Source organism: Vibrio sp. Vb1337, assembly GCF_033338715.1.
Lineage (GTDB): Bacteria > Pseudomonadota > Gammaproteobacteria > Enterobacterales > Vibrionaceae > Vibrio > Vibrio alginolyticus.
Map to the genome: position 1 here is coordinate 19648 of NZ_JAWOTD010000033.1, position 18679 is coordinate 38326.

General features: G+C 46.1%; 17 protein-coding genes, 1 tRNA gene and 1 riboswitch. Of the genes, 6 read left to right on the forward strand and 12 right to left on the reverse strand.

Translation table 11 applies throughout. From position 1 onward, the window contains the following. Positions 1-14: 14 nt before the first annotated feature. The gene (gene uvrD, locus R7E42_RS22685; protein WP_005378778.1) at positions 15-2189 is read right to left on the reverse strand and encodes a DNA helicase II; all 2175 of its coding nucleotides are present in this window, start codon (positions 2187-2189) and stop codon (positions 15-17) included. Between the two features lie 281 nt (positions 2190-2470). On the opposite strand from uvrD, the gene R7E42_RS22690 reads away from it, so the two are divergent. The 4 genes from R7E42_RS22690 (at position 2471) to R7E42_RS22705 (ending at position 4927) form a co-directional block, all read left to right on the forward strand. Continuing rightward, positions 2471-2731: a DUF2282 domain-containing protein gene (locus R7E42_RS22690; RefSeq protein ID WP_005378779.1), complete on the forward strand. Its 261-nt coding sequence runs from the start codon at positions 2471-2473 to the stop codon at positions 2729-2731. Positions 2732-2833: 102 nt separating this feature from the next. Beyond that, on the forward strand, positions 2834-3706 hold the full coding sequence (locus tag R7E42_RS22695) for a DUF692 domain-containing protein (protein ID WP_033907320.1): 873 nt from the start codon (positions 2834-2836) through the stop codon (positions 3704-3706). Then, positions 3703-4461 carry a DNA-binding domain-containing protein gene (locus R7E42_RS22700; RefSeq protein WP_318073016.1) on the forward strand — a complete coding sequence of 253 codons (759 nt, stop codon included), beginning with the start codon at positions 3703-3705 and terminating at the stop codon, positions 4459-4461. Before R7E42_RS22695 ends, R7E42_RS22700 begins: the two co-directional genes overlap by 4 nt. A gap of 10 nt (positions 4462-4471) precedes the next feature. After that, positions 4472-4927 carry a DoxX family protein gene (locus R7E42_RS22705; protein ID WP_054702525.1) on the forward strand — a complete coding sequence of 152 codons (456 nt, stop codon included), beginning with the start codon at positions 4472-4474 and terminating at the stop codon, positions 4925-4927. 31 nt (positions 4928-4958) lie between these two features. On the opposite strand, the gene R7E42_RS22710 is transcribed toward R7E42_RS22705, so the two are convergent. Together R7E42_RS22710 and R7E42_RS22715 are read right to left on the reverse strand one after the other, a co-directional pair. Beyond that, positions 4959-5240 (reverse strand): hypothetical protein, encoded by a 282-nt coding sequence (locus R7E42_RS22710; protein WP_005378786.1) that lies wholly within the window; start codon positions 5238-5240, stop codon positions 4959-4961. Between the two features lie 91 nt (positions 5241-5331). Further along, on the reverse strand, positions 5332-6525 hold the full coding sequence (locus tag R7E42_RS22715; RefSeq protein WP_005382927.1) for a multidrug effflux MFS transporter: 1194 nt from the start codon (positions 6523-6525) through the stop codon (positions 5332-5334). A 107-nt stretch (positions 6526-6632) separates the two neighbouring features. On the opposite strand from R7E42_RS22715, the gene R7E42_RS22720 reads away from it, so the two are divergent. Together R7E42_RS22720 and R7E42_RS22725 are read left to right on the forward strand one after the other, a co-directional pair. Next, positions 6633-7574 carry a LysR family transcriptional regulator gene (locus R7E42_RS22720; protein ID WP_005378791.1) on the forward strand — a complete coding sequence of 314 codons (942 nt, stop codon included), beginning with the start codon at positions 6633-6635 and terminating at the stop codon, positions 7572-7574. A 203-nt stretch (positions 7575-7777) separates the two neighbouring features. Beyond that, positions 7778-9568, forward strand: a complete 1791-nt coding sequence (locus tag R7E42_RS22725; RefSeq protein ID WP_017633513.1) for an aminopeptidase P family protein — start codon at positions 7778-7780, stop codon at positions 9566-9568. A 115-nt stretch (positions 9569-9683) separates the two neighbouring features. Here R7E42_RS22725 and thiH read toward each other — a convergent pair whose 3' ends face one another. The 9 genes from thiH to R7E42_RS22770 form a co-directional block, all read right to left on the reverse strand. Beyond that, positions 9684-10796: a 2-iminoacetate synthase ThiH gene (gene thiH, locus R7E42_RS22730; protein WP_039988745.1), complete on the reverse strand. Its 1113-nt coding sequence runs from the start codon at positions 10794-10796 to the stop codon at positions 9684-9686. A gap of 34 nt (positions 10797-10830) precedes the next feature. Beyond that, a complete protein-coding gene (locus R7E42_RS22735; RefSeq protein ID WP_071236517.1) occupies positions 10831-11598 on the reverse strand; it encodes a thiazole synthase in 768 nt (255 codons plus the stop codon). Between the two features lie 5 nt (positions 11599-11603). Next, positions 11604-11858: a sulfur carrier protein ThiS gene (gene thiS / locus R7E42_RS22740; RefSeq protein ID WP_225474231.1), complete on the reverse strand. Its 255-nt coding sequence runs from the start codon at positions 11856-11858 to the stop codon at positions 11604-11606. A gap of 38 nt (positions 11859-11896) precedes the next feature. Beyond that, positions 11897-12670 (reverse strand): thiazole biosynthesis adenylyltransferase ThiF, encoded by a 774-nt coding sequence (gene thiF, locus R7E42_RS22745; RefSeq protein WP_318073017.1) that lies wholly within the window; start codon positions 12668-12670, stop codon positions 11897-11899. Then, complete coding sequence (locus R7E42_RS22750; protein ID WP_318073018.1) at positions 12657-14072, reverse strand: thiamine phosphate synthase; 1416 nt, start codon at positions 14070-14072, stop codon at positions 12657-12659. The genes thiF and R7E42_RS22750 overlap by 14 nt, the downstream gene beginning before the upstream one ends. After that, entirely contained in the window at positions 14072-16012 is a 1941-nt protein-coding gene (gene thiC, locus R7E42_RS22755; protein WP_005378810.1) for a phosphomethylpyrimidine synthase ThiC, read from the reverse strand. The genes R7E42_RS22750 and thiC overlap by 1 nt, the downstream gene beginning before the upstream one ends. Before the next feature lie 163 nt (positions 16013-16175). Beyond that, a riboswitch (TPP riboswitch) is annotated at positions 16176-16274 on the reverse strand. Between the two features lie 60 nt (positions 16275-16334). After that, positions 16335-16718 (reverse strand): fluoride efflux transporter CrcB, encoded by a 384-nt coding sequence (crcB, locus tag R7E42_RS22760; protein WP_005378811.1) that lies wholly within the window; start codon positions 16716-16718, stop codon positions 16335-16337. Positions 16719-16841: 123 nt separating this feature from the next. Beyond that, on the reverse strand, positions 16842-18224 hold the full coding sequence (locus tag R7E42_RS22765; RefSeq protein ID WP_213886957.1) for a multicopper oxidase family protein: 1383 nt from the start codon (positions 18222-18224) through the stop codon (positions 16842-16844). Positions 18225-18468: 244 nt separating this feature from the next. Then, positions 18469-18545 (reverse strand) — tRNA-Trp (locus R7E42_RS22770). Positions 18546-18679: the final 134 nt, after the last annotated feature.

Below are 18679 nucleotides of genomic sequence, written 5' to 3' on the forward strand. Positions count from 1 at the left end.
GTTTTCATAAAGCCTTACAGTTTCTCTAGTCGTGCGTAAGCAGTTACCAACCATTTGATGCCTTCACCGTTAAAGGCAATCTGTACACGGCTTTGTGGACCACTGCCTTCGAAGTTGATGATGGTGCCTTCACCAAACTTTGGATGCATCACACGAGAACCTAGCGTAAAGCCGGTTTCATTAAAGCTCTCTTTCACAACAGTTTGGCTAAATCGACCACTGCTTGAAGGACGGCTAACTTGCGCCTTCATTCGTACTTCATCTAAACAAGTTTCTGGCAGTTCACGGATAAAGCGAGACGGTTTATGGTATTTATCCTGACCGTACAAACGACGCATTTCAGCATAAGTGATGTACAGTTTCTGCATTGCACGGGTCATGCCTACGTAACACAGACGGCGTTCTTCTTCTAAGCGCCCTGCTTCTTCTGCCGACATTTGGCTTGGGAACATGCCTTCTTCCACACCGACCATAAACACCAATGGGAACTCTAGACCTTTCGCACTGTGTAATGTCATGAGCTGAACCGCATCTTCAAATTCGTCCGCTTGTCCTTCGCCCGCTTCTAGTGCTGCGTGGGTTAGGAATGCCGTCAGCAGTGACATGTCTTCGGCTTCTTCTGGTTTCTCGAATTGGCGAGTTGCGGTCACCAATTCCTCCAAGTTCTCAATACGTGCCTTAGACTTTTCGCCCTTCTCTTGCTCGTACATCGCGAACAAGCCCGAGTATTTAATTACATGGTCAGTTTGGTGATGCAGCGGCATCTCTAAGGTGTCGTCTTCTAGCGCGGTGACAAGCTCGATAAAACGGCTCAGAGCACCAGCAGCGCGACCAGCAAGCACCTTCTCGTCCAACATAGCTACACTCGCTTCCCACATGGTGCAACCACGGTCACGAGCCGCAAAACGGATGGTTTCAAGCGTCTTATCGCCCAAACCACGCGTTGGCGTATTCACCACACGTTCAAACGCTGCATCATCGTTACGGTTGGCAATCAGACGCATGTAGCTCAAGGCATCTTTGATTTCCTGACGTTCGAAGAATCGCATGCCGCCATAGATACGATAAGGCAGACCGGCTTGAATTAACGCTTCTTCCAGAACACGCGACTGGGCGTTGTTACGGTAAAGCATCGCAGCGTCATTCAGAGCACCGCCCTTGTCTTGCCACTCTTTGATTTTGTTCACCGCAAAACGGGCTTCATCTAATTCGTTGTAAGCGCTGTAAACCGAGATAGGCTCACCGACCACGCCATCCGTCCACAACTCTTTACCCATACGCTCGGTGTTATTCGCAATCAGGGTGTTAGATGCTTCCAGAATGGTCTTAGTGGAACGGTAGTTTTGCTCAAGACGAATGGTATTCACGCTTGGGAATTCGAGCGTAAACTTCTCAATGTTCTCGACTTTTGCACCACGCCAACCATAAATCGACTGGTCGTCATCACCTACGATCATCACGTGACACTCAGGACCCGCCATCATACGTAGCCAAGCATATTGAATGTTGTTGGTATCTTGGAACTCATCCACCAAGATGTGCTTAAAGCGTGCTTGGTAGTGTTCACGAACGAACTTGTTATCACGCAGTAGCTCATGTGCGCGCAGCAAGATCTCCGCAAAATCGACTAAACCAGCACGGTCACACGCCTCTTGGTAAGCGGTGTACAACTGTAGATATGTCTTGGTCACTGGATCATGGTACGCATCAATGTGCGACGGACGCAGACCTTCGTCTTTCTTACCGTTAATCCACCATGCCACTTGGCGTGCAGGCCATTGCTTCTCATCGAGGTTTTGCGCTTTGATCAAACGCTTTAGCAGACGCTGCTGGTCGTCACTGTCAATGATTTGGAAATCTTCCGGTAGCTTCGCATCAAGATAGTGTGCACGCAGAATACGGTGACAAATGCCGTGGAAAGTACCATTCCACATACCGCCTGCACTGCCCATCATTAGCTCTTCGATACGTCCACGCATCTCTGCCGCTGCCTTATTGGTAAAGGTTACCGACATAATTGAGAACGGAGAAGCTTGCTCAACCGACATCAGCCAAGCGATACGGTGAACAAGAACGCGTGTCTTACCACTTCCTGCGCCAGCAAGAACGAGCAAGTTTTCTAGAGGTGCTGCAACGGCTTCACGTTGTTTATCGTTCAAACCGTCGAGTAATAGAGATGGATCCATCATGATGAGAGCTACTGGTTATTTATACATAAAAACCGATTATAACCTAAACAACCGGGTGCTGTTTAGACAAAACTTGATAAAAAAATTGATGTTTTTTTGCCCAACACATCAATTAGTTATACCTATTTGACCCTGCAAACCCATTTACTTCAGAAATTTTTCTGAAAGTTTTTTAGCCAGTTTCCTATCTTTTAAGTTAAGCAAGTTGATAACAAAAACGCCAAAACAGGCGATTCATCTTGCCAACTTAAAGTAAAGGAAATCATTCAGAGGAATTTATTATGAAAAAGTCGAATCTAGCTGTTACTGCTGCTGTTACTGGTCTTCTAGCTCTTGGTGGCACAATGCTAACTGCAGCTCCAGCTGTCGCTGCTGAAAAAGAAAAGTGCTATGGCGTTTCTAAAGCAGGTAAAAACGACTGTGCAACAAAAAGCAGCTCATGCGCTGGTACTTCTAAAGAAGATAACCAAAAAGACGCATTCGTAGTCGTACCAAAAGGTCTTTGTGACAAACTCGCTGGCGGTAGCACTTCTTCTTCATAATCTTTTATCGCTAGTAGCTATTGTGAGGATGCGTTGACGCTCAACCAACGCAAAGCCAAGACGCATCCTTCTCTTCCCGCACGATTTGAAAAGGAGTTTCACGTGAAACACCACACCTTCCACGACCTTGTTGGAGTTGGATTAAGAACCCCTCACCTCGATTACTTTAGCCAATCCCAGCCTGAGTTGTCTTGGTTAGAAATCCACAGTGAAAACTATTTCCAACCCAATGCAACAGAGCGCCATCAGCTACAAACGCTTCGCGAGCAATATCAAATTAGCTGCCACGGTATTGGTTTGTCGCTAGGTTCGGTGGAACGTGTTAGTCAAAAGCATCTTGCGCAACTTAAATCACTGATTGACTCAATCGACCCAATACTTGTTTCTGACCATTTAAGTTGGAGTGAAAACGGCGGTCACTACTTTAATGACCTGCTTCCACTTCCGTATACGGAAGAAGCGCTCAACGTGTTCACTCGTAACGTGAATGAAGTGCAGGAATATTTGCAACGCGAGATCTTGATAGAGAACCCATCTAGTTATGTGAAGTTTCAACATTCGACCATCAGCGAATGGGAGTTTCTTACCGAAGTGCAAAAGCGCACTGACTGTCGTTTATTGCTCGATTTAAACAATGTTTATGTTTCGGCGTTCAACCACGGTTTTGATTGCGACACATACCTAGATGCGATTCCAGCCGACAAAGTGGATGAGATTCACTTGGCAGGTTTTACCATTAAACAACTCGACAAAGGTGAGATATGGATTGATACCCATAGCCGCCCAGTTAGCGATGAAGTTTGGCAGTTGTTTTCACAGTGGACAAAAAAACACGGTCCACGTCATACGTTGATTGAATGGGATTTGGATATCCCCGCGCCAGAAGTCTTATTAGGAGAAGCACAGAAAGCATCGCAACTACTGTTGCAAGGCACACTTCCAAGTGAACAAAGCGAACCAAGGAAGGCATCATGAATCTAGCCACCTTACAAAGCCAGTTTGCTAAAGCCCTACACTATCAAGCACTCGGCGAAGATTGCGATATTGCCAGTGATACGTTTACCGCTGATGAACGCATGCAGATTTACCGCAATAACTTTATCGTCAGCTTAAGCGAGGTGTTATCCGCGACCTACCCGATGGTTGAAGCGCTGCTTGGTGAAGAATGCTTTGAACAGATAGCTCGCCAGCATGTTCTTTCTTACCCATTAAAAGAAGGAAATGTGGTGCATTATGGCGAAGGCTTTCAAGACACCATCATGCAGTTTAGTCAGGTGATCGCACAAGCACCTTACAGCCCTGAAGTCGCACGCTTCGAGTGGCATATCGACCTAGCTCGTCAAGTACAGTATGAACAATCCAATGCAGCGGAATTAAAACCGCTTGCGTTACTTGGCGAAGTGAGTGAAGAGCAACAACCCGCTTTAGTCTTACACCTTAAAAAGGGCTGCCGCAGCTTTGACTCCAACTACGCAGTAATCGATCTATTTAGCGCGATTCAAACTGGGCAATTCGAACAACTTAATATCAACCAATTACAGCAAGGTGTCATCTCGATTCAAGCCAATGGAGAAGCCTTGTGTCACGCACTCGATGCCGATGTGTTCCAACTGCTGCAATGTTTAGAGCAGAAGCAGAGTTTGAGCGAAATACCTGAAGTTTTACTCGCTCATCTCAATCGCATCATGGCACTCGATATTGTTGACGGCTTTACATTGCAATCAATCTAAGGAGCACTCTATGACGGATACGGTTAAAAACTTAGTGAATCGGTACGATGATTTAATCAGTACCTTACAAGCAGGCTTTGTCCCTTTACTACTTCTCTTTTGTCGCTTTTGGGTTGCTTGGGTGTTCTTCAATTCAGGACTAATCAAAATCTCGTCTTGGGATAGCACGTTGTACTTATTTGAGCTGGAATACCAAGTGCCAATACTGCCATGGGAATTGGCGGCTTATTTAGGTACGGCTGCGGAGTTGGTTCTACCGGTGTTCTTGGCACTAGGACTGATTACCCGCCCGATGGCAGCAATGCTGTTTGTGTTCAACATCATCGCAGTGATCTCTTACCCACTGTTGTGGGAGAAAGGTTTTTATGACCACCAACTTTGGGGATTGATGATTCTTATCGTAATCGTATGGGGGCCAGGACCGCTGTCTTTGGACCACATCCTGAAAAAGAAAATGACGAGCTAAAAAAATCCCCGCATCATGCGGGGATTTTTTATTATTTATTCAAGTAAGCCAGTAGCTCTTCTGCTGAGATACCTTGCTGAGCGAGGTCTTTTGCCATCTGCTCGACTTGTTCATCTTTGCGTGACTCAATCACTTGCTGAAATTGGTACACGATATCACGCAAAATTGGCAGAGGTACTTGTTTAGCCGCACTACGAATACGCTCGGAGCTTTGATTACCCAGCTCATTAAGCAACTTGCCAAACATCACCTTTTCTGGTGAATCTTCCATTTGCTCTAGAATACGAGCCATTTCATACGTGGTTAACGACATTACTTTTTGAGTTCCGTTATGGTGTCAGGAAAAGTCTGAGTGACAAATATACACGCCTTACTTACATTGGAAAATACTAAATTACACTGATTTACGCTTTCGCAAAGCTCGAGTGCCAGTTCTTCCCTGCTTTTGTAAACAGAACGACCAACGCAGGTAATAGGACCCACATATGAATTGCGATCAAGGTTTGTGGATCCAGAGATAAGCGTTGCAGTGTACCCACCAACAAACCAGAGCCACTCATTTGGAACAATCCAAGCAGTGCAGCTGCCGTGCCCGCCTTATCACCAAACGGTTCTAACGCTTTCCCTGCCGCTGCACCCAGAATGAATGCAAAACCTACAGAAGACATGAAGATAGGTAGCATGAAAGAAAGCGCGGTATTCTGACCATTCATCACTAGCATGATCACACCTGCGAGACCCAGAGTTGAGATCCCGGTGACCAAGGTGTTGTGAGTTCCAACGCGCTCCATAAACTTAGGCGCCAGCATACATGCCGCAATGTTTATCACCGCATTTACACCAAACCAGAAAGTGAATTCATTCATCGACAGCCCCATCCCCGTCATCAATACCGACGGTGCTGAGGTAACGTAAGCAAGAATAACCGCCATCGCCATCAAGCATAATGACGCATGGAAAACAAAAGATGGTGTGCTAAGCACTGCCCAATACCGACTAAGCTTAAACACGGCTTGCTTTTCTGTTGACGGGTTAGTCTCTTTCATCATGAAAAACATCAATGATCCAGACACCACAGCAAAACCAGCCATAAAGCTAAAGTTAGCACGCCAGTCAAATTGCTGAGTTAACCAGCTACCTAGAATTGGAGCTAAAGCCGGAATGAAACAAATCGCACCGTTAAGGTAGCTGATCATTTTGCCGCTTTTTTCCGGGCCAAAGATATCGCGAACTGTTGCAAAGGCTGCTACCGATGTCGCACACGCACCTAAGCCTTGTAGCAGTCGGGAAACCAACATCCACTCAATATTTTGAGCACTCCACGCCAATAAAGCGCTCATCGCGTAAATGGTGATACCGCCCAATGCAACAGTTCGACGTCCGAGTTTATCTGCTAGGGGACCTGCGAATAGCTGACCAACACCCATAGCAAATAAGAACCAAGTGATCGTGTCTTGTGCTAGCGCATTATCGACCTGAAAAGTGGAAGCAATAAGAGGTAAAGCAGGTAGATAAATATCAATCGCTAAAGGACTGAAAAGAACCAAAAGGGTCAATAACGCCATCTGTTTTTTACTATTAGAAAACTGGCTAGACACACAACACTCCGAATTGGATAAAGAACTTTGGGTAAAGCTTAATCATCTGATGATATGAATGGAAATGATGTATAATCATGAGCATTATTCCTCAGAGGAAATTCACTGTGAACGTCGAAAAACTGGCTCGTATCGATTTAAATCTATTGGTCTGCTTTAAAGTGCTGATTGAAGAGTTAAACGTTACTCGTGCGGCCCACCGATTGTGCTTAAGCCAATCCGCCGTAAGTAAATCACTGGCTAAACTGCGCATTCAATTTGATGACCCGCTTTTCACTCGAAACTCACATGGATTAACACCTACGCCGCGCGCATTGTTTCTTAAACCGAAACTGGATCTGTTGATAAATCAGTTAGAAGTGCTGACTCAACCCGAAGAGTTTTCTCCGCAAAGCAGTGAATACCGTTTTCAAATAGCAGCGGTAGAGAGTGTCTATCCTCTCATTCTACCCCATTTCTTACCGGCGATTTTTCAACAAGCACCTGGCGTGACAATTAGCACACACCCGTGGTCGGATAATACATTTAAAATGCTTCAACGCGGCGAACTGGATTTAGGCTTAACTGGAAAAGATATCGATATAAACGATGCCAAGCTGACTCTTCAACCACCCGATGACATTTGCGAGTTGGAAATTTATCGTGATTACCAAATGTGCATCATTCGCAAAAACCACCCTGCGCTAAAACAACCTTGGAATCTGGAAGCCTATCTCGCCCTACGCCATGTACAAGTACGTTGTGATGGCAACGACCGTTGGTTGCTAGATTATCGCCTTGCAGATATTGGCGCCGACCGCGATATTGCCGTCACCGTGCCCGACTTTAACAGTGCCGCAAGTTTATGTTCATACACCGACTTTATCTTTACTGCGCCAAGTCATTTTGTGCAACTTGCGGCCAAACAGCTTGATTTGGTCGTGCTGCCACTACCGTTAGAATTCCCACCTATGGCTTACACTTTATTCTGGCACCGAGATAGAGAAAACGACCCTGCATTAGGCTGGCTACGTACGATGATCACACAAAAAACCGATCACCTTAGATAAAAACACCGCGCTCAATTTGCGCTTAGCGGCTAAAATGAGTAGCTTAACTGTCGTAGTCCTTTTTGGCTCATCTATGGCCTAGTTGTACTCCGACTCTATTGAAGTGATTGCGAACCTCAATGGAATCGTAAACTGCATGAAGCAGATGGAAACAGCTCCCACACCTGAGCATGAAGGAGCGGTAATTTGAAGGAATAACACAGATGCACAACGATACCCAAAGCCGCGTGAATGCAATTCGCGAATGGCTAGCACAACATAATATTGATGCCCTACTTGTCCCACATGAAGACGAGTACTTGGGCGAATACGTACCAGCGCACAACGAGCGTTTACATTGGCTAACTGGCTTTACTGGTTCTGCTGGTGCTGCGGTAATCACCAAAGACAAAGCCGCTATCTTTGTTGATGGTCGCTACACAGTACAAGTAACAAAGCAGGTTCCTGCTGATCTATTCGAATACCGTCACTTGATTGAAGAGCCTGCACTAGATTGGATTAAAGACCATCTTGCAAATGGCGCGTCTGTGGCAATCGACCCTCGCATGCACAACTCTGCTTGGCTAGACATGGCACAAGCAAAACTTGCAGGTACCCTTGAGCTTAAGATTCTCGATAGCAACCCAATTGATGAACTGTGGCACGACCGCCCTGCTCCTGTGGTTTCTGATGTTCGCCTAATGGCAACAGAAACAGTTGGACAATCAAGTGAAAGCAAACGCCAAGAAATCGCAGAGCTCGTGAAAAAAGCCGGTGCAGACAGCGCAGTGATCACAGCACTTGATTCTATCTGTTGGTTGCTCAACGTTCGTGGTCTAGATGTCTCACGTCTACCAGTTCTGCTTTCTCACGCGATTCTGCACTCAGACTCAAGCGTGGAATACTTCCTAGATCCTGCTCGCCTACCTGCTGAGTTTGACGCTCATGTTGGTGCCGGCGTGACGGTTCATCACCCAGAAGCATTGCAAGCACGACTAGAAAACCTAACTGGCAAGAATGTACTGGTTGACCCTGCAACAAGTAACGCATGGTTTAAATTGGTTCTACAAAATGCTGGCGCATCTGTGGTGAGTAAAGCTGATCCATGCCTAATGCCAAAAGCGGCGAAGAACGCCGTTGAAATCGCAGGTATGAAAGCATGTCATATCCGTGATGGCGTGGCGATGAGCAAGTTTCTATCTTGGTTAGATGCTGAAGTCGTTGCTGGTAACCTGCATGATGAAGCGACGCTGGCAGACAAACTGGAAGCGTTCCGTAGCGAAGACCCGACACTTATGGATCTTAGCTTCGATACCATTTCAGCTGCGGGCGGCAACGCGGCAATGTGTCACTACAACCACGAAAACCAACCTGAACCTGGCAAGCTAGAACTGAACACACTTTACCTAGTGGATTCAGGCGGTCAGTACCTAGATGGCACTACAGACATCACGCGTACAATTGCGATCGGTCAGCCTTCACAAGAGATGATTAAACAATTCACTCTTGCGCTAAAAGGTCACATCGGTGTTGCACGTGCACGTTTCCCGAAAGGCACACGTGGTTACCAAATCGATACGCTAGCTCGTCAGCACCTGTGGGCGGAAGGCTACGATTACGATCACGGTACTGGTCACGGTGTTGGTCACTTCCTAAGTGTTCATGAAGGTCCAGCGAGCATTTCGAAGAAGCAAGTCGACGTGCCTCTAACAGAAGGCATGGTGCTATCCAACGAGCCAGGTTACTACCGTGCAGATGCGTTTGGTATCCGTATTGAGAACCTAGAGCTTGTTGTTGAAACCCCAACAAACGGTGACTTCCCTGTTCTGTCATTTGAGTCGCTAACACGCTGTCCAATCGACAAGCGCAACATCAATGTTGATATGCTAACTCGTCCAGAGCTTGCATGGTTGAATGATTACCATCAGAAGGTATGGGATGAGATCAGCCCACTTGTTGAGGGTGATGTGAAAGAGTGGCTTCGTCAAGCAACGCTACCAGTAGCACACAGCTAGAAGCTAGAAGCTAGAAGCTAGAAAAAAGTAGAGGGTTGATGTTTTGCATCAACCCTCTTTTCTTTACTTATGTTTCACGTGAAACATAACGATGACCAGTAGCTTTATTTGTTGATTAACCAGAATACGCTGAGTGCCAATCTCGCCATACAGGGTCAAAGCCTTTGGCTCGAATCATATCTTCCACAGAACCCGCACTTCGCTCATCACTGATCTCAAACTGCTCGAGTTCAACATCATCCATCGCATATCCACCCGGCTGAGTTTTAGATGCAGCAGACATACTGGTGATACCTAACGGTAATGCATTGTCTCTGAACTTTGGTGATTCACGAGTCGATAATGACAACTCCACTTCTGGATTCAACAAGCGATAAGCGCAAATCAACTGCACAAGCTGCTTATCCGTCATGACTGATTTTGGTTGGAGCGCGCCCTCACAAGGACGCAAACGTGGGAAAGAAATCGAGTAACGAGTCTGCCAATACGTGCGCTCAAGATAGTCCAAGTGCGCTGCCACATAAAAACAGTCAGTACGCCACTCTTCCAACCCAATCAATGCGCCAATACCGATCTTATCGATGCCCGCTTTTGCAAGACGATCGGGTGTATCCAATCGGTATTCAAAATCCATCTTATTGCCACGCAAATGGTGCTCGGCATACGTCGAAGGATGATACGTTTCTTGATAGACCATCACCGCATCCAAACCCAATGTCTTGAGCTCAGCGTATTCGTCTTGATCAAGTGGCTGCACTTCCATCGCCAAATAGTTAAAGCGCTTCTTAATCATCGGCACCATTTCGCGAAAGTATTTCATCCCCACTTTGGTTTCGTGTTCGCCAGTCACCAGCAATACGCTATCAAACTTCATGCGTTTAATGGCTTCAACTTCTGCAGCCACTTCGTCCCTATTCAAAGTGCGACGCTTGATTCTATTCTCCATTGAGAAGCCACAATAAGTACAAGCATTGGCGCACAAGTTAGAAAGGTACAATGGAATATAAAGCGACATGGTATTACCAAAACGCTTGCGAGTTGCCGAGTATGACAGCTGCGCCATTTGCTCTAAGTACGCTTCAGCCGCAGGTGAAATTAGCGCTTTAAAGTCTTCCAAATCACGCTTGGGTTTATTCAATGCTCGCTCGACATCTTGTGCCGTTTTCGCGTAGATCGACATTGAAATGTCATCCCAATTCAGCTGCTTAAATTGTTCAACGAAGCTCATGTTTTCCTCGCTTAATAGCTAAACCAATCTAGGACTAAAGCTCATCTAGGAATGACGTCAGTGGACTCGACGCAACCGCATGAGAAACCTTACCTGCAAGTCCGGCTTCATAAGCCATACGCCCCGACTCTACCGCCAACTTAAATGCTTTCGCCATCGCAACGGGATCGCTCGAAGCTGCAATCGCAGTATTGACGAGCACGGCATCCGCGCCCATTTCCATCGCACGCGCGGCATGTGAAGGTGCGCCAATACCCGCATCGACAACGACAGGAACATTAGCTTGGTCGATAATGATCTCTAGGAAATCGTGAGAAACTATCCCTTTGTTGGAACCGATCGGCGCACCTAATGGCATGACCGCTGCACAACCCACTTCTTCCAATCGTTTACACAGAACCGGATCAGCATGACAGTAAGGAAGGACAATGAAGCCTTCACGAACCAGTTGTTCAGCGGCCGCAAGCGTCTCAATTGGATCGGGCATCAAGTACTTCGGGTCTGGGTGAATTTCCAGTTTTAGCCAGTTTGTACCTAACGCTTCTCTCGCCAATTGTGCTGCAAACACAGCATCTTTAGCATTCTTTGCACCTGAGGTGTTCGGCAATAAGTTCACACCCGCTTGTACTAACGGCAACAAAATATCGTCTTGTTGGTCATTCACATCCACACGCTTCAACGCCATAGTCGCAAGTTGAGAACCCGACACCTGAATCGCTTCTGTCATTAATCGGCTGTTGGCAAACTTCCCCGTTCCCGTAAACAGTCTTGATTCGAATTGTTTATCACCAATTTTAAGCATCGACTTTAACCCCCTGCGATCGCTTGAAACAAAGAGATGCTATCTCCCTGTGAAAGAACTGTGCTAGCCCACTCACTGCGCGGCACAACATTGTTATTAATTGCAAAAACACAGCCCATTTCAGGCAGCGCAAATTGACTAATGATTTGCTGTAGATTCGACTCACTGGCAACTTGATGTGACTGGTCATTGATGACAATAGTGATCATATCTAGGTCAGCAGCGGTCATTTGTGTTGTTTGTTGTTCTGATAACGTCATTGCTTCCAACTCTCTTAATTCTGCCCATTACTCGTAAACTAAATCTGAGCACACACTTGGCACTGTTTGTCTTTACTTATCGCCATGGTTTGCCATTGCAATTTCAACCCATCAAACAGATGCAACTTGGCAGTCTCGAAATGAAACTTTCCCGTCGCCAGTTTTTGAATTGCCGCTATCGCTTGGTAGTTACCAAGTGTCCCCACCACCGGACCGACGACACCGCTCTCACTGCACTTTTGCGTTTGCGGTAATTCGTCGAACGGATACAAACAGCGGTAACAGGCTTTACTCTGCGCTTCTTGTTCACTTGGTGTTTGGTAATCAAAGACTGCGAATTGCCCTTGCCAACCAATTGCTGCCGCCGAGATGAGCGGCGTATTTTGCTCGAAACAAACTCGGTTAATTAGCTGGCGCGTTGGCATGTTATCGGTGCAGTCGAGCACCACATCCGCTAGCATCACCTCAAGCTGCAGCTGTGCTTTGTTTAATCGCTTATTGATAGCACGAACTTGAACCATAGAATTAAGTTCATTGAGTTGTTTTACAGTTGCTTCTGTTTTCGCAACTTGGAGGTCTTGTTCACGATAAATGATCTGACGTTGTAGGTTACTGCTATCAACTTCATCGTCATCGACCACAACCAATTTACCCACGCCCGCTGATGCCAAGTACAAACTCGCAGCACTTCCTAACCCACCACAACCGATGACCAGCACATGCGATTTGCTCAAACGCTCTTGCCCACTTTCAGCAATTTCAGGCAGAGCAACTTGGCGTTGATAGCGAAGGAACTGCCTATCCGTGAGCATGCTCGCCTCTCTTGGTATCCGCCAACTCACTATTCTGATCAGTGAACGTTAGCTGTCTTTCCTTCATCAGTTGTGCGAAGAACTCGATGACCGATTGAGGTGATTCTGCCAACGTAATAGCACGCACTACTGCTAAGCTAGAAACACCTGTTTGCCAAACTTGGTCAGCATTAGATTGGTCAATGCCACCAATCGCGACCGTCGGAAAGCCAAGCACATAGTCACTACCTGCTTTGTCTTTTGCGGGACGGAAAACCAACTCTGTGTTTCCGTAAGGAATGCTATCAATCAGCTTTTGATAAAGAGACAAGCGCACCAAACCTTGTGGTTTCGATGGCATCTGTTTTGTGGTGGTTGTGAAAATATGCCCTAGCGCGATGTAACTAGGATGAATTTGTACGATGCGCAGTAGCTCATAATAACCATGAGTAGAAAGACCAAGACAAATGCCGGCTTTAGTTAGCTGAGCCAAATTCGATTCTTCTATGTCTTCTTGTCCTAGGTGAACACCATAAGCGCCATGCTTGATTGCCAACTGCCAATAGTCATTGATGAACACTTGTACTTGATACTGACGACCTAGCTCAATTGCTCGAATGATCTGTTGTTCTAAATCGGCTTGTTGTGGGTTCTTTATTCGCAGTTGAATAGTGTTGATGCCTAGTGGCAGTAGACGCTCAATCCAAGCAACATCATCAACGACTGGATAGAGCCCTAGACTTTGCTTAGTTAGAGTTGGAAAGCTAACGCTCTCACCTTGTGCAGACCAACCAACTTGAATACCTAGTCGGTTATCCTCCAGTACAGGTGTGGGGAAATCATCAAATTGGTCAGCCCACTGAGTAGGTCGTCCCTCATCAAGGTTGTCACTCAACAGTGTTTCACGTGAAACATTCGCTTGTTGAGTTAGCATTCCTCGAGCAAGTGTTAACGCATCTTCGATAGGAAAATCGAGTACTGTCAGCGTTACTATCCAAGCAAGGTGATGTTCAGGATCGAACATTGCGTTGAATTTGGACTTAACGGAAAGCGCTCTCACTTCGTTGTTAATTGGGTGACGCCAGATATCAAGCTGAAGCACTTTCTCCTTTTCATCGGAAACCTGCGTATCAGCAATGCCAATATAAATCGCTTTCGACGGTTGCTTAGCACACGCTTCTACCGATAAAGAAGAGCGGTAATAGAGCACAAATGAACTCTCATGCTCAGAGTCATAACCATCAATAAGATCTGTCGTTATGTGTGTGGTCTGTTGGTCGCGAACAAGCTGAATAGATTGAGTTGGGCTCACACCCAACTCAATGTCTTCAATGCTAAAACCCTGTTCTTTCGCCAACAACAAACATTGCTGAACTAAACCTGTCAGTTCAATCAACGATGACGGAATAAGGATTTTGCTCATTAGTCACTCACCTCGGCATGTGCTGCTGGGTGGTATAGCTCAGAACCTGACTCTCTAAATTCTTGCGATTTCTGACGCATCCCCTCAAGAGGGTCATCCAGCATTTTGATTGAGATAGCTTGGTCCGCAGCAACTTGCTCTGTGTCTTTCGCATATTCTCGAACCTCTTGCGAGATCTTCATCGAGCAGAACTTTGGCCCGCACATCGAACAGAAGTGAGCAACTTTTCCAGACTCTTGAGGCAAGGTTTCGTCATGGAAAGCGCGCGCGGTATCTGGATCGAGTGACAAGTTGAATTGGTCTTCCCAGCGGAACTCGAAGCGAGCTTTAGAAAGCGCGTTATCACGAACTTGTGCACCAGGATGTCCCTTCGCCAAATCCGCGGCGTGCGCAGCAAGCTTGTAAGTTATCATGCCTACTTTCACGTCTTCTTTGTTTGGTAAACCAAGATGCTCTTTAGGAGTGACGTAGCAAAGCATCGCACAGCCATACCAACCAATCATGGCTGCGCCAATACCTGAAGTAATATGGTCGTAACCAGGAGCGACATCTGTCGTCAGCGGACCAAGCGTGTAGAAAGGAGCTTCATGACAATGCTCTAGCTGCTCTTCCATGTTCTCTTTGATCATGTGCATTGGAACATGACCAGGACCTTCGATTATCACCTGTACGTCGTATTCCCACGCTATCTTGGTCAACTCACCAAGAGTGCGAAGCTCTGCAAATTGCGCTTCGTCGTTAGCATCGGCTACCGAGCCAGGGCGCAGACCATCACCAAGAGATAGTGCGACATCGTACTTAGCACAGATTTCACAGATCTCTCGGAAGTGGGTATATAAGAAGCTTTCTTGGTGATGCGCTAAACACCATTTCGCGATGATAGAACCACCACGAGAGACGATGCCAGTAACGCGTTTTGCAGTCATTGGCACATAACGAAGTAGTAAACCGGCATGGATAGTAAAGTAGTCAACGCCCTGCTCTGCTTGCTCAATCAGGGTATCGCGCATCACTTCCCAGTTAAGGTTTTCCGCAACACCGTTCACTTTCTCAAGCGCTTGGTACATTGGCACGGTACCGATCGGAACCGGACTGTTACGTAGAATCCACTCGCGAGTTTCGTGAATATTGCGTCCAGTAGAGAGATCCATAACGGTATCGCCACCCCAGCGCGTCGCCCACACTAGTTTCTCTACTTCTTCTTCAATCGAAGAAGTGACCGATGAGTTACCGATGTTGGCGTTCACTTTGACCAAAAAGTTACGCCCAATGATCATTGGTTCGGATTCTGGGTGGTTGATATTAGAAGGGATAATAGCGCGACCTTCGGCGACTTCTTTACGCACAAACTCTGCAGTAATGTCCTTTGGTAGGTTCGCACCAAAGCTTTGACCCGGATGCTGTTGATTCAGCACTTCATCGCGATACTTGGCACGCCCCATGTTTTCACGCAGCGCGATATATTCCATTTCTGGGGTAATAATACCTTTGCGAGCATAGTGCAATTGGGTCACACAATGGCCATCTTTGGCACGTCGAATACGTGGTAGATTACCGTAACGAAGATCGTCTAGTGTTTCGTCTTCTAAGCGTTCTTTGGTGTACACCGAGCTTACTTCATCAAGTAGCTCAGTATCGGCACGCTCTTCAATCCACCCTTCTCTCAGCTTAGGTAAGCCGCTATAGAGGTCTATGGTGTGCTCTGGATCTGTGTATACACCCGAGGTATCGTAAACGCGTACTGGCTCATTAGGCTCGAAAATAGGCGCTTCTTTTGTGCCTCCAATAAGGCTATCAGCGAGTGATATTTCACGCATTGGCACACGAATATCTGGACGTGAGCCTTCTACGTAGACTTTGCTTGAATTGGGGTACGGTTGTACCGAGAGTGTATCAATGAACTGTTTTGCTTCCAGTCTCGCTTGTTTGCGACTCGACATAGCATTTTTCCTTGCTTTGTTATACTAGATAAAAAGTAATTGGATAAAAATGCTTGGCGGATAGATGCGACAAGAGGAGTCAAATTAAGGCTAGTTAAAGCTTACGATATTTGCCTGTAACAACATTCGACTTTTGATAGATCAACCAGAAAGAACTCCGGTGTGAATATCTTCTCTTGTTCCCTTCGCAGATTCTAATCTGATCAGGTTCAACGGATCCCGAATTAACGGTCTCAGCCTTATGGCACTCCGACAAGTGATGTCAGTATATAAAAACGGCTTGGTGAAACCAAGCCGACCTGTTCAACTTTTAACTACTTTGCTAGCTGCGCATCAATAATTGAAAGCCTATCCACGCAGCTGAAATACTTAACACGACATTCAACAATACGTTCAACCCCATCTTAAAGAAAGCGCCCTGCTGCATAAGCAACACATTATCCATCGAGAAGGTGGAAAACGTCGTTAGTGCCCCTAAAAAACCCAAGCCAATCACTTGTCGCCAAGGTTCTGTTGCCAAAAGTTCATTATCGAAAGCTGCTATCAATAAGCCCATCATAAATGAGCCAACAACGTTAACGGTTAACGTACCATATGGAAAACCACGCCCCAATAAAATGACACAAAGTTCAGAAATTAAGTAACGAGAACATGCACCAAATGCACCACCCAATGCAATAAAACCCAAAACGGATAGTTGTCCCATAATTCCCCCAGAAAAGTTAATGGCGACATTGTAATCAAATTTACGGCAATAGTGATTATACAATCTTAGAATTCAGCAAAGTATAGCGCTTAAAACTTATCAAGATTTTAAAAGTTACAGGAGTCACTTTACTTCGATGTAACCCATCAAACCCGTCTTCATGTGTTCGATCACATGACAATGGTACATCCAACGTCCTGGGTTATCTGCAACAAATGCCGCTTTCGCACTGCCGTTATTTCCAAGCAAGACCGTATCGGTATGAAACGGTTCGTCGAGTTTTTTGCCATCTAACTCAAGAACCGTAAATGTGTGTCCATGAAGATGAATAGGATGATGATATTGGGTGACGTTCTTTAGGTTGAAGATATAGGTTTTTCCCATCTCCAATGTTGAAAGCGGCGCTGGAATATTATCTTTGCTCATTCCCTCCCAAGCCCGTTTGTTCATCAGCCAGAACTTAGGTATCGCTTTGCCCGATTTATCAGCAGGAGTGATCGCCCCCTCCCACTCAAACACATAATCGATTTGCTCTGCATTTTTCAAATCGAGAGCTGGCACAGGGTTGAGAGGTAATAAAGGCAGTTTCTGGTTGCTCGGCAAGTCAGACTCAACAACGTCAAACTCGCACAAAGGGAATGGGAAGCGTCCTTTCATTTGACGCACATAAACACGTGTTCCAGCCTTCGGAGCAATCAATCCGATATCTAACCTCATTCCCGGACCAATTTTGTGCTGAGTGAGCTTATAAGGCGCTTTAACAGGATTACCATCAATAGCAATAACCCAAGCCTCTGCACCTTCAATAGCGATCGGGTAAGTAATGGTATTATCGACATTAGCAATTCTTAATCGCGTAGTGGCATTCTGCTTCAGCGTATAAACAGGTTCATGCACACCATTGACGCTACTCCACTCTCCGGGAGTCCCCATACGAGCGCTCAAGCGCGGCACCATAAGGTTCTTCCACTGACCTAGTTTGTCTAAATGCCAATGCTTGAGGACGACTTCATGCTCTTCATCAAACTGAACCGGCTCTGCCTCTTCAACGACAATTAGCCCGACTAAGCCCATACCAAGCTGCTTCACACTATTCATATGTGGGTGATACCAAAATGTGCCCGCATCTGGTGGTGTAAATTCATAAACGAATGTTTCACCTGGCATGATAGGCTGCTGGCTCAAGAAAGGGACACCATCCATTTCAATAGGGATTCGCAAGCCATGCCAGTGGATTGTAGTCGGCTCTGAAAGCTTGTTAGTAAACCGAATTATAACTTTCTCGCCTTGGCGACAACGAATCACAGGCGCTGGAATCGAACCATTAAATGCGAGTACGTCTGTGTTAAACCCAGGGACCAATTCTGCAGTAGAAGGCTCTGCAGTGATATCGTATATATATTGCCCCTGCTTATTAGTGCTCCTAGATAGAGAACATGCAGGTAGAACGGCAAGCGCGGAGATTGCTAAGGATGATTGAAGAAAGCGTCGACGAGATATATCCATACATAGTTACTCATTAATCCAGATCGGTTGAGTGTAACTAAATATAAATAGTGATTCCCCTTTATTATTAAAATTTCGGGCCACTGATCATTACAGCTAACTGTAGTTTTGTTCGTTCAGTAGATTAAATGCTGCCAAAGTACAGCAGAAAGCCATACTTACGGGATAAGAGTAGAAATAAGCTGTAATAATGAGAAGAAACCAGATACAAAAAAGGCTCTGACCTAAGTCAGAGCCTGATATGTGGCAGGGGTGGAGAGATTCGAACTCCCAACACGCGGATTTGGAATCCGCTGCTCTGCCAATTGGAGCTACACCCCTATAGAATTTTCATATTCTAGATTTGACAAAACCTCGCATAAGCGAGGTTGTCGATATTAAGTGGCGGAGTGGACGGGACTCGAACCCGCGACCCCCGGCGTGACAGGCCGGTATTCTAACCAACTGAACTACCA